This is a genomic window from Gemmatimonadaceae bacterium (genome assembly GCA_019752115.1).
In the GTDB taxonomy this organism is placed as follows: Bacteria; Gemmatimonadota; Gemmatimonadetes; order Gemmatimonadales; family Gemmatimonadaceae; genus Gemmatimonas.
Window position 1 is genome coordinate 77,274 of sequence record JAIEMN010000008.1, and the last position, 12,607, is coordinate 89,880.

At 68.2% G+C, this 12,607-nt stretch carries 10 protein-coding genes; all 10 read right to left on the reverse strand.

Annotated features, from left to right (window positions below; genetic code table 11):
* Positions 1-76: 76 nt before the first annotated feature.
* The 10 genes from sucD to K2R93_04280 all read right to left on the reverse strand — a co-directional run bounded on the left by sucD (position 77) and on the right by K2R93_04280 (position 12,599).
* Positions 77-949: a succinate--CoA ligase subunit alpha gene (sucD, locus tag K2R93_04235; protein ID MBY0489027.1), complete on the reverse strand. Its 873-nt coding sequence runs from the start codon at positions 947-949 to the stop codon at positions 77-79.
* Positions 946-2,091, reverse strand: coding sequence for an ADP-forming succinate--CoA ligase subunit beta (gene sucC, locus K2R93_04240; GenBank protein MBY0489028.1), 1,146 nt, complete (start codon positions 2,089-2,091; stop codon positions 946-948). Before sucC ends, sucD begins: the two co-directional genes overlap by 4 nt.
* A gap of 66 nt (positions 2,092-2,157) precedes the next feature.
* Entirely contained in the window at positions 2,158-4,737 is a 2,580-nt protein-coding gene (locus tag K2R93_04245; GenBank protein MBY0489029.1) for a UPF0182 family protein, read from the reverse strand.
* Between the two features lie 21 nt (positions 4,738-4,758).
* The gene (locus tag K2R93_04250; protein MBY0489030.1) at positions 4,759-6,138 is read right to left on the reverse strand and encodes a phosphomannomutase/phosphoglucomutase; all 1,380 of its coding nucleotides are present in this window, start codon (positions 6,136-6,138) and stop codon (positions 4,759-4,761) included.
* Between the two features lie 55 nt (positions 6,139-6,193).
* Positions 6,194-7,765: an NADH-quinone oxidoreductase subunit N gene (locus tag K2R93_04255; protein MBY0489031.1), complete on the reverse strand. Its 1,572-nt coding sequence runs from the start codon at positions 7,763-7,765 to the stop codon at positions 6,194-6,196.
* Positions 7,762-9,333 carry an NADH-quinone oxidoreductase subunit M gene (locus K2R93_04260; protein MBY0489032.1) on the reverse strand — a complete coding sequence of 524 codons (1,572 nt, stop codon included), beginning with the start codon at positions 9,331-9,333 and terminating at the stop codon, positions 7,762-7,764. The genes K2R93_04255 and K2R93_04260 overlap by 4 nt, the downstream gene beginning before the upstream one ends.
* Complete coding sequence (nuoL, locus tag K2R93_04265; GenBank protein ID MBY0489033.1) at positions 9,333-11,354, reverse strand: NADH-quinone oxidoreductase subunit L; 2,022 nt, start codon at positions 11,352-11,354, stop codon at positions 9,333-9,335. The genes K2R93_04260 and nuoL overlap by 1 nt, the downstream gene beginning before the upstream one ends.
* A complete protein-coding gene (gene nuoK, locus K2R93_04270) occupies positions 11,351-11,644 on the reverse strand; it encodes an NADH-quinone oxidoreductase subunit NuoK (protein ID MBY0489034.1) in 294 nt (97 codons plus the stop codon). Before nuoK ends, nuoL begins: the two co-directional genes overlap by 4 nt.
* Entirely contained in the window at positions 11,641-12,147 is a 507-nt protein-coding gene (locus K2R93_04275) for an NADH-quinone oxidoreductase subunit J (protein ID MBY0489035.1), read from the reverse strand. Before K2R93_04275 ends, nuoK begins: the two co-directional genes overlap by 4 nt.
* Positions 12,144-12,599: an NADH-quinone oxidoreductase subunit I gene (locus K2R93_04280; GenBank protein ID MBY0489036.1), complete on the reverse strand. Its 456-nt coding sequence runs from the start codon at positions 12,597-12,599 to the stop codon at positions 12,144-12,146. Before K2R93_04280 ends, K2R93_04275 begins: the two co-directional genes overlap by 4 nt.
* Between the last annotated feature and the right edge of the window lie 8 nt (positions 12,600-12,607).

Sequence of the window (12,607 nt, forward strand, 5' to 3'; positions counted from 1 at the left end):
AACGCGGCGGACACCGTGAGGCGTCCGCCGCGCGCAAGATAACCACCCCGGGACGTTCCGGGAGCGGGCCGGCCCTTTAGGCGAGCCGCGCCTTGATCAGCTCCACGAAGTCCACCGGGCGCTGGGCGACGCCCATGCCGGCGGCCTTGAAGGCGTCGATCTTCTCGGCGGCCGTCCCGGCCGAACCCGAGATGATGGCGCCCGCGTGGCCCATGCGGCGGCCCGGCGGGGCCGTCTGACCCGCGATGAAGCCCACGACCGGCTTGGTCATGTGCTCCTTCACGAAGGCAGCCGCTTCCTGCTCGTCGGTGCCACCGATTTCCCCCATCATGGCCACGGCCTTCGTGTTCGGATCCGCCTCGAACGCCTTGAGGCAGTCGATGAAGTTCGTGCCGTTGATCGGGTCGCCACCGATGCCGACGCACGTGCTCTGGCCGATCCCGGCCTTGGTGAGCGCGTTCACGACCTCGTAGGTGAGCGTGCCCGAGCGGCTCACGACGCCCACGTTGCCGGGAGCGCAGATGCGGCCCGGAATGATGCCGACCTTGGACTGGCCCGGCGTGATGAGCCCCGGGCAGTTCGGGCCGAGGAGGCGCGCGCCCGACTCCTTCACGTACGGGTACACCTTGGTCATGTCGAGGACCGGCACGCCTTCGGTGATGCAGACGATGAACTTCACGCCCGCCGCCGCGGCTTCCATGATCGCGTCGGCCGCGAACATGGGCGGCACGTAGATCACCGACGTATTGGCGCCGGTGGCCTGCACCGCGTCATGCACGGTGTCGAAGATGGGCGCGGTGCCCTCGAACACCTGCCCGCCCTTTCCGGGCGTCACACCGGCCACGACCTTGGTGCCGTACTCGATCATCTGCTTGGCATGGAACGAGCCGTCGCGGCCCGTGATGCCCTGCACGATCAGCTTGGTGCTGTTGTCGATGAAGATGCTCACGCGGCACCTCCCTTCGTCGCGAGTTCCACCGCGCGCTGCACCGCCGAGTCCATGTCGCTGGACGCGGAGAAGCCGTTCTCCTGCAGGATCTTCAACGCCAGCTCCTCGTTGGTGCCGGTGAGACGGATGACGATGGGCACCTTCAGCGGGTTCGCCTTCGTGGCCGTGACGATGCCGTTGGCCACGTCATCGGTGCGCGTGATGCCGCCGAAGATGTTGAACAGGATGCACTTCACGTTCGGATCGGACGTGATGATGCGGAGCGCATTCACGACCTTCTCCGGATTCGACGAGCCGCCGATGTCGAGGAAGTTGGCCGGATCACCGCCGTAGTACTTCACGAGGTCCATCGTGGCCATGGCGAGACCGGCGCCGTTCACGACGCAGCCCACGTTGCCATCGAGCTTGATGAACGTGAGGTTCGCATTGCGGGCATCGACTTCGCTGGGCGCTTCGCTCGATTCGTCGCGCAGGGCGGCGATCTCGGGGCGGCGATCGAGCTCGTTGTCGTCGATGACCATCTTGCCGTCGACGGCGATGAGCTCACCAGCGGGCGTCATGACGAACGGGTTGATTTCGGCCAGCGAGCAGCCCGCGCTCATGAACGCGGTGTAGAGCTGCTGCATGATCTTCGCGGCCTGACGCGCGAGCTTGACGTCCTTGTACAGGAAGAAGCCCATGCGCATCGCCTCGAACGGCAGGAGGCCGTAGCGCGTGTCGACCGGGTGATAGAGGATCTTCTCGGGCGTGGTCGCCGCGACTTCCTCGATGTCGATGCCGCCGGCGGCGGACACCATGAAGACCGGCTTCTTGGTCGCGCGGTCGACGATGATGCCGACGTACGCTTCCGAGCCGATGTCGGCCGCCACCGTCACGAGCACCTTCTCGACGGTGAGGTCCTTGATCGTCATGCCAAGGATGGCCGTGGCCTTCTCCTTCGCGGCCTCCGGCGTGGGACAGAACTTGACGCCACCGGCCTTGCCGCGACCACCGGCATGCACCTGGGCTTTGACCATGACGGCGGTGCCATACTTCTTGGCAATGGCCTCCGCCTGTTCGGGCGTCGTGGCGACTTCGCCGGGCGGGATCGGCACGCCGGCCGCCCGCAACAGCTCTTTCGCCTGATACTCGTGTAGGTTCACGCGCTCTCCAAGGACTGGGGAATGTCAGCGGTATGCTAGGGGGTGTACATCCAGCTCGCCACTCGTCTACGGCGGAGGGCGACGTAACGTGGAGCCCAGACTGTCGAAGGCCGCACCAAAGGCCGTCCAGTCTCCGCGTTGCATCGCGCGCCGCATGACGTCGTACAGGCGGGCGGCCTCCCCATCGGAGGAGACCGACCCACTCGCCGCCGCGGGAGGTACCCCGCCCGACGGCCGCTCGCCGATGGCCACGAGAGCCGCGGCGAGCGTCCCTCCGGCCCCGGTATGCTGCCCGTCCGTCAGCGCCACCCGCGCAATCGCCGGTGTGCCATCGGCCCGGGTCGTCTGCGTGACCTGCATGAGCAGCGGGCCACGTGTGGTCATCAGCGCCTGCACCGGGCCCCGTCGACGGCGCGCGTCCCGCTTCGCCGTGGCCGCTGGCGTCGCGACGGTATCGTCGCTGGCCTGCAGCGCCTCGAGCGCGCTCCGCCACCGGATCGACGGCGCCGACGTGGGGTGCCACCAGGTCGTGCGCGCGGCACCGCCGGTGACGACGGCGACGCCGTCAAGTTCCTCGGTTTCGTCGAGGAGGGGGACGCTCCACGCGAGGATTCCCGCGCCCGCCGCGCCGTCGCGCACCACATATGGGGCGGGTGCGGTACGCGCCAGGAGACTGTCGGGGAGATGGCGCACGGTCGGCCCGTCCAGCCGCGACCCGAACCGGGCGAACGTGCGAATCTGGGCGGCAGCGCTCTCGGTGGCCGGGGGCAGCTGATCGGCCAGCCCGGGCGGTAGCGCGCTCACGGGCGTAAAGAGCACCGGCAGCCGGGTCATCCACGTGCGCGTGATCGCGTCGGGGCGCGCGCTCGGCACGAGCTGCACGCGGCCGGTGGTCGCATCGACCAGCGCCGTCGCCGCCAGCTTGAAGTAGCCGTACCAGTGGTCGTTGATGGCCCAGCGTTGGCTCAACGGATAATGATCGGAGACGCTGTAGAGCTGTACGGCCCAGTAGAGCCGCTCCTCGTGCCGCACGGGGAGCACATCGGCGCCCTGTACGAAAATGGGGGCGAGCCGCGTGAGGCGATCGCGGACGTCGCGATGCGTCACGAGCACCGGGGCGTGGGTCTCGCCGGAGTCGGCGGCAAGCAGGTCGGCATCGCGCAGCGCCCACGCGTGCGCCAGGCGCTGGCGCCGCGACGCGAGCGACGGCGCCGGGACGTCGCTCGCGGCTCGTTCGGTGAGCAGGCGTGCGCCCTCGAGTCCGGGACCGACCAGCGGCCAGGCACCACGCGCGTCGTCATCGGCCGGGGCGAGATCGAGCGTACTGTCGCGCAGCACCGGCCGCGTGGCGTCGGCCACGAACAGCCGCCACCGTTCGCTGCTCGCCACCGGGCGTCGGACGACGAGCCCGGTCAGACGATGATCGATGATCGTCCAGCCGACGGGCGCGGCATCGACCAGGCGATTGCTGGTCGCCGGCTCGGCGGCAGGACGGTCGGCGCTGGCCGCCGACGCATCGCCGAGCGCCTGTCCGAGGGCCGTGCGATCCCACAACGACGCGTCATCCCCGAGCGTGGCCAGCGTGGCCACCGGCGCGCGCTCGATGCGGCGCGGCCGGACGCTGTCGGTCAGCGCACTCGGTTCGGGGCCGAGCGAATCCGACGCCAATCGCATGGCATCCACGTCGTACGCGCGCCGGCTGAAGAGCGTGCGCGATGCCACGTAATCCTGGTCCCGCTTGGCCGGATCGCCCAGCAGATCGCCGCGCGCCAGCACCGCCGGCGCGACCTGACGCAGGCCGATGGCCCCGACGAGCACCAGCGTGAGCGTGACGAACGCCGCGCGGAGCTGCCCCACCCACCCGGTGCGCAGAATGATCGCGGCCGCGATAGCGCAGGCGTAGGACAGGACAAAATCCACGCGGAGCGTCACGCGATGATCCACGTGCAGAAAGAGCCCATCGGGACCACTGCCCTGCTGCAGCAGGTCGAATGCGTCGAGTCGATAGCTCCACGCCAGGAGCAACAACACCACGGCTCCGAGCGCGCTGAGGTGCCGACGCACGTGGTTCGACGCGGTCAGGCGACGCCCTTCGAGCCGCAGTGAGCGCGTCAGCGCGTACAGCACCAGCACGAGCGCGGTCATGGCCACGATCGCCACCAACGACCAGAGATACAGCGTCTCCTCGAGCGGCAACCAGTAGACGTAGAACCCGAGGTCGCGATCCAGAATGCCCTCGATCTCGCCGAAGGGCAGCCCGTGGCGCGCGAGCGCGAGGTCGCTCCAGTTGGTGATGGGCAGCGCGAGTACGGCGCCGATCACGAGTGCGGCGATCAGCGTGGCTGATGACAGGCGCTGCGCCGGCACCATGGCCACGAACTCGATGTTCGCGACCCGCGAGGGGATGGCGACGGCCTGAATCGTCCGCCGCACCGCATGGAGATTGGCCCACGCGAACAGCGAGCCGGCCAGCCACGCCCCGCCCTGCAGCACGAGGGAGTCGATGACCTGCTCCCAGAACAGCCCCGGGACCCCCATCGCGGCGAACCACGCGTGGTCGACCATCAACGCCGTCACCGTGCGCCCCACGAGGAGGAGCCCGGCGATCGTCGCGAGCGCGATCAGCAGCCAGCCGCGAATGCGCATCTCAGCGCTGCGTGTGGGGCGTCAGGGGGTGACGCCCTGCTCGCGCAACCACGCTTCCATGATGCCGCGAATCTCGGCGAGCCGCTCCGGCGTGCGTGCCTCGTAGCGCGCGACGATCACCGGCTGCGTGTTCGAGGCGCGGAACAGGCCCCAGCCGTCGCCGAAGAGCACGCGAACGCCGTCGACATCGATCACGTCGTAGAGCCCCTTGAAGTGCGGGACGGCCTTGCTCATGATCGCGAACTTCGTGGCTTCGTCGGTATCGATGCGAATCTCCGGCGTGCTCACGAACGGCGGCACGTCGGCGAGCAGTTCATCAATCCGCTGACCGGCATCGGCGATGATCCGCAGCAGGCGCGCTGCGGCGTACAGCGCGTCATCGTGCCCATAGAAGCCTTCGGTGAAGAACATGTGCCCCGACATTTCACCGGCGATGGGCGCATGCGTCTCCTTCATCTTGTCCTTGATGAGGGAGTGTCCGGTCTTCCACATCACCGCCTGACCGCCCGCCGCGGCGATGCCGTCCATGAGTGCCTGCGAGCACTTCACGTCGAAGATGATCGGCTGTCCCGTGCCGGTGCGCGCGAGCACATCCCGCGCGTAGAGCAGCAGGATATGATCGCCCCAGATGATCCGTCCCGACGCATCCACGACGCCGATGCGGTCGGCGTCGCCGTCGAAGGCCACGCCGATTTCGGCGCCGTGCTGCTTCACCGCGGCGATGCAGTCCTCGAGGTTCTCGGGGACCGTCGGATCGGGGTGATGATTGGGAAACGTGCCGTCGCTTTCGGTGAAGAGGCCGATGCCCTCCACGCCGAGCGCTTGCATCAGCTGCGGGGCGACGAGCGCACCGGCGCCGTTGCCGCAGTCATAGACCACCTTGAGCGGCGTGCCGTCGGCGTGGCGGAGCGGGCCGATCTTCTGGGCGATGTCGGCGACGTACCGATCGATCACCTCGACATGCCGCACGTGCCCCTGCCCGCTCGGGAAGACGCCGGCGACGATGTACTGATACAGCGTCTGGATATCGGCGCCGTGCAGCGACCCGGTACCGAGACACATCTTGAACCCGTTGTACTCAGGCGGGTTGTGGGAGCCCGTGATCTGAATGCCGCCGACCACCGGCTCGTGATGCAACGACCAGTAGAGGAGCGGCGTGGGGACGACCCCCACATCCACCACATCCACGCCGCTTTCGGTCAGACCGCGGACGAGCGCGTCGCGCAGCGCGGTGCCGCTGGGGCGATTGTCTCGACCCACCGCCACGGCGCCGCTGATCCCGCGCTGGGCGAGGAGGGCCGCATAGGCGCGGCCAAGGCCGTAGGCCACCTCATCGGTGAGGTCCTGGCCCACGATACCGCGAACGTCATACTGCCGGAAAATGGTCTGGCTGATCGACATGGGAAGGAATTGGAAGGGTCCCGGAGAGACGATTGCCGCCGGGACCGGGTCATTCCTACGGGGCGCCGGGGGTCGCCGCCGTCTGCAAGCGAATCCTGCCACCGTTGGGCCCGTCGGTCGAGGGGGCGCGCGGGGAGGAGGTGGAGGCCTGACGGGCCACCTGCACCAGCGGCGTGGGATAGAGCCCCAGCACCAGCAGGGTCACGGCAGCCACGCTGATGATCGCGCGGAGAATCGGGGCCGTGGTGGGCAGCGGCTGCCCCTCGGGACGCGGCCGCATGAACATCGCCGAGATCAGGACCAGGTAGTAGCCCGCCGAGATCGCACTGGTCACCACCAGAATGACCGAGAGGATCGTCTGCGGCGACGACGCCTGCAGCGCCGCCTGCAGGATGTACCACTTCGCGAAGAAGCCCATGCCACCCACGAGCGGCATGCCGAGCAGCGCGAGCAGGAACACCGCCATCGCGCTCGCGAGCCATGGCCGCACCATCCACAGGCCCGCGATGTCATCGATCGTGAGCGACAGGTCGCGACCATTGCTCACCGTGACGAGCACCGCAAAGGCGCCCATCGTGGCCAGCGTATACGACACCGCATAGAAGACGATGGCGGCCGTGCCGGCTTCGGCGCCGACGAGCACCGCAACCAGCAGATAGCCGGCATGGGCGATGCTCGAATAGGCGAGCATGCGCACCACCTGCCGCTGCGAGAGGGCGAGCACGTTGCCGACGATCATGGTGATCGCGGCGAGCCACCAGACGCCGAGGTGCCAGCGTGGCGACGCGGCGGCCAGCGCTTCGATCATCACGCGCGCGAACGCCGCGAACGCGGCGGTCTTGACCGTCGCCGACATGAATGCCGCGATGGGAAGCGGCGCGCCTTCGTAGACGTCGGGGGTCCAGAGATGGAACGGGGCCGCCGCCACCTTGAACGCGAGCCCGACGAGCAAGAGCGCCGTGCCAAGCACCAGGAGCGGCGAGAGGTCCGGATGGGCCGTGATCCACTCGGCGATATCCACCAGCCGCGTGCTGCCGGTGGCACCGTACAACAGGGCCATGCCATACAGCAGGAAGCCGGTCGACACGGCGCCGAGCAGGAAGTACTTGATGGCCGCTTCCGCGCCGCGCGCGCTGCGGCGATTGAGCCCCGCGAGCACGTAGATCGCCAGCGACATCAACTCGATGCCGAGGAAGATGAACATCAGATCGCGCGCGGCGGCCAGCACCATCATCCCCACGGCGGCGAGCAGGACCAGCACCGGCGCCTCGGGCGCATACGCGCCACTGCGCCGATGGTCGGCCTCCATGAGCCCGAGCGTGGCGGCGGTGCCGGCGAGGATCACGAGGTCCATGGCCCAGCGGAAGCCGTCACCGGCGAGCCGCAGGTCCGCGGTGCCGGGGGCGTTGTCGCCCCACGAAATCCCGACCACGACCGCGGCAAAGAGGCACAGCGCGAGGCCGATCTGCACCATGGTGCCGGTGCGTTCCCCGCCCTCGGCGAGATCGACCCGCGCGACCGCGGGCCGCCACACGGCCAGGAGCAGCATGAGCATGGCTCCGGCGCTCAGCAGCATCTCGGGCGCGAGGGCGCGCAGGAGCGCGCCGGCGGACACGAGGTCGCTCATCGATTCACCGACATCGAGGGAGACGCATACGGTGCGTTCGGACCGAACTGCACCGCCTCGAGCACCGTGTTGGTGCCGAGGGCCAACGGACGCAGCACCGGCGCCGGCGCGATGCCCAGCGCCACGATGGCGGCGAGCACCAGACCGAGCGCGACACGCTCACGTCCCGAACAATCCGTCATGGACGCGGTGCGGGCACCGGCCGGACCAAAGAGAAGCTGCTGGACCGCCCGCAACCCATAGGCGGCGGCGATGACCACGCCGGCCGTCGCAATGAGCGTGTGGGTGGGCTTCGTCTGGAAGGCGCCGAAGAGCACGATCCATTCGGCCACGAACCCGCTCGTCCCCGGCAATCCGATCGTCGCGAGCATGGCGACGGTCAGCGCCAGGCCGAAGAACGGGGCACGGGCGGCGATGCCGCCGAACTGCGACAGCTCGGTGCTGCCCGTGCGATCCTCGAGCATCCCGGCGAGCAGGAAGAGGGCGCACGTGGTCAGACTGCTGTTCACGATGCTCATCGCCGCGCCTTCGAGGCCGGGGCCGGTGAACGCCACCGCGCCCAGCATGATGAAGCCCAGGTGGCTGATCGAGCTGTAGGAGATCACCCGCTTGAGATCGCGCTGCGCGAGCGCGACGAACGCGCCGTACAGGATGCCGATGAGTGACAACACCAGCAGGGTGTTCCGCAAGGGCGCCCACGCGAGGCCCGCCGGGAAGAACGGCAGCACGAAGCGGAGAATGCCGTACGCCCCGACCTTGAAGCCGATCGTGACGGCCGCGAAGGTGGGCGCGGCCTCCTGCGCATCGGGCAACCACGTATGGAACGGCACGAGCGCTGACTTCACGGCGAACGCCGAGAGAAACGCCAGCGCGAGGAAGAGCTGCGTCCGCGGCGTGAGTGTCTGCAGGGCGAGGTGATCCCAGCCAAAGCTGTTGGCGCCACCCAGATTCCAGAGCGTGATGATCGCCACCAGCATCAGCAGCGATCCCACCAGCGTGAACAGCACGTAGCGCAGCGCTGCCCGCGAGCGACCGGCGGTGCTCCACACCCCCACCAGCAGGTACGTGGGGATCAGCATGAGCTCCCACGCGAGATAGAAGACCAGCAGATCGAGTGCGACGAAGACGCCGACCAGACCACTCGTGAGCAACAAGGCCAGCGCCCCGAACGCCGGAGTGCGCACCCGGACGTTGTTCCACGCACCCAGCAGCGTGATCGGCAGCAGCACCACCGTCACCACGACGAGCGGCATGGAGAGCCCGTCCACGCCAAGACTGATCGACGCGCCAAGATCGGACAGCCACGGCAGGTCGATGCGCGCCTGCCATCCCTTCTTCGCGGCGTCGAAGAGCGTGAAGAGCACGAGGCCGAGGAGCGCCTCCACGATGAGCGCGCCCAGGGTGAGGACACGGGCATCGGGGCCGCCGCTCGGGGCTTCGGCGCCGGATTCGTCGCGCGACACGTCGCGACCCAGCAGGCGAACCATCACGGCGGCGATTACGGGCCACACCAGCAGCGCCAGCAGCACCCAATGCTGCGCGCCCATGGAGAGCAAGGCGGTGCGCATCAGTGCCCCGCCAGCGTGAGGGCGGCGATCAGCACGATCGCACCGCCGGCCAGCAGCCAGGCATACTTGCCCACATCGCCATCCTGCACCTGCCTGCCAAAGAGCGACGAGACCCCACGGAACAGCGCACCGACCGCTGTGAACGTGGCGTCAATGAAGCGATCGATCCCGCGAGCGAGCACCGTGTCGGAGAACCAGGCCACCGGTCGGACCACGCCCGCCTGCACGGCCGCGTCCACACCGTAGGCGCGGGCGAGCAGGCTCGTGTCTTCCGGGGAGTGCGCCTTGTCCTCGAGCGGCTTCCGGTACAGCACGAGGGCGACGACGATGCCGAGCAGGGCCGTGCCGGTCGCGATGCCCACGAGCAGGAGTTCCGTGCCATGGGCCACTGGCTGCGCCGGCGCGAGCCGGGTCGCCGCGCCGGCGACCACTGGTGCGAGCCAGTGCTCGAGTACGCCGACCCGTCCCCAGGGGAGGAGTTCGGGGAGATTGAGCCAGCCCCCACCCAGCGTCAGCACCCCGAGGAGCAGCACCGGGACCGTCATGATGAGCGGCGCCTCGTGCAAGGCCCCCCGCTCCGCTTCACCGGTGCGGTTGCTGCCGAAGAAGGTGAGCAGCACCAACCGCGTCATGTAGATGGCGGTGAGCAGCGCCGTGAGAATGCCCATGCCGTACGCCGCGTACAACACGGTGCTGCCGGGGATCCCCAGCAGCGACCCGCTCGCCAACGCGGAGCCCCCGGCGCGGGCGAAGACCGACGACAGGATCTCGTCCTTCGAGAAAAACCCGGCCAGCGGCGGCACGCCCGCGATGGCGAGCGTGGCCAGGGTCATCGCACCGGCCGTGGCCGGCATGAAGCGCGCGAGGCCGCCCATGTTGCGCATGTCCTGCGCATCCTCGCCGTCGCGATGCGTGTGATGATACGCGTGATGCATGGCGTGAATCACCGAGCCCGCGCCCAGGAAGAGCAGCGCCTTGAAGAAGGCGTGCGTGACCAGGTGGAACACGCCCGCCGTGTAGGCGCCCGAGCCAACGGCCACGAACATGTAGCCGAGCTGCGAGACGGTGGAGTACGCCAGCACCTTCTTGATATCCCACTGCCGGAGCGCAATGGTCGCGGCATAGAGCGCCGTGACCGCGCCCACCAGCACGACCACCAGCGACGCGTTCGGCGCCGCCGCAAAGATCGGCGAGGCGCGCGTCACCATGTACACGCCCGCCGTGACCATCGTGGCCGCATGGATCAGCGCCGACACCGGCGTCGGGCCGGCCATGGCGTCGGGGAGCCAGATGTACAGCGGGATCTGCGCGCTCTTGCCCACGCAGCCGAGCAGCAGGAACATCGCGATCGTATACGACATCGGGTGGTTCACCAGCTGCCCGACGTTGTAGTGCGAGGTGACGAAGTCGAGATGCTGGTTGGCCGAGTAGATGAGGAACATCGCCATCAGCAGGCCGAAGTCGCCGATGCGATTCACGATGAACGCCTTGCGTCCGGCTTCGGCATTGGCGCGCTCGCCAAACCAGAACCCGATGAGCAGGTACGACGCCAGGCCGACGCCCTCCCATCCCAGGAACATCACCGGGTAGTTGGCGCCCAGCACCAGGACGAGCATGAACGCGACGAACAGGTTGAGATACGCGAAGTAGCGCGCGTAGCCCGCGTCGTCGCGCATGTACCCGACGGAGAAGAGATGGATGAGCGAGCCGACGCCGGTGATGACCAGGAGCATCACCATGCTCAGCTGATCGAGCTGCAGCGTCCACGCGATGTTGAACTCGGCCATCGGCATCCAGTCGCCCAGCGACACGATGACCGGGTCACCGAAGGCGACGCGCATGCGCATGAAGAGCGCGACGGCGAGGGCGAACGCACCGATCACGACGCCCGGGCCGATCACGGTGACGAGCGGATGGCGGGCCGTCCCCTTCTCGCCGCGACCGAACAGGGCGATCGCGCCGTTGATCAGGAAGCCGATCAGCGGGAGGAAGACGACGAAGGGCAGCAGCTTCGGGATCATCCGCGGAGCGTCCGGAGGTTCGACAGGTCCACCGTACCGAAGTGGCGGAAGATCGAAATGATGATCGCGAGCCCCACGGCCGCTTCCGCAGCCGCGATGGTCATGACCATCACGACAAAGACGTGCCCGGTGACGTTGTGGAGCTTCGCGAGCGCCACGAAGCTCAGGTTCACGGCGTTGAGCATCAGCTCGGCGCACATGAAGAGGATGATCGCGTTCCGGCGGGTGAGTACCCCCATCACGCCGATCACGAAGAGGATCGCCGAAACGATCAGCGCGTCGTTGATCATGCCTGCGCCTTCCGCTTGGCAAGGAGAACGGCGCCGACGACGGCCACCAGCAACACGAGGCTGGTCAGTTCGAAGGCGACGAGGTAATCCGTGAACAGCGAGGCCGCGACCGGCTCCACGACGTTCTCGCTCGGGGCGGCCAGCGGCAGCGTCGGGAGCGACTCCCGCCGCACGACCAGCAGGTTGGCGAGCAGCGCGAGCCCCACGAAGCCGGCGCCGAGCCGTGCCGGGAGCCCGCGCAGATCCGAGATGCCGTCGCGTCCGAGATTGAGCAGCATGACCACGAACACGAACACCACCATGATCGCCCCGGCGTACACGAGCACCTGGACGGCGCCCACGAACGGCGCATCCAGCATGACGTACAGCCCGGCGAGTGCAAACATCACGTTCACCAACCAGAGCGCGGCCGGCACGGGGTTCTTGCGCGTCACGAACAGCAGCGCGCTCACGATGGCGAGCAGCGCGAAGAAGTAGAACTGGAACTGGTAGAAGCCGTTCATTCGCCCTTCGGATCGGCGGGGTCCCAGAGCTCGCTGACCGGGTGGGTCTGGCTGGTCAGGCGCTCGAGATCGTAGATGAAGCTCGCCCGATCGTACTCGGCGTTCTCGTAGTGGCGACCGACATGAATGGCCTCCTCCGGGCAGACTTCCTGGCAGTAGCCGCAGAAGATGCAGCGGAACTCGTCGATCTCGAACACGAGCGGATACCGGTTCCCCTGCTCGTCCTCACCGGGGGTGAGCTTGATGCAGTTGGCCGGGCACACGGTCGGACAGAGGCCGCAGGCCACACACTTGGCCTTGCCATCCTCGGTGGTGAGCATGCGGTGCGTGCCGCGCCACCGCGGCGAGAGATCCCACTTGGTCTCGGGATACTCCATGGTGACCTTGTGCGGGTCCACCAGGTGCTTGAAGGTGACCGCCATGCCCTTGAGCGTGGAGCGGACGTAGCTCACGCGCTCGA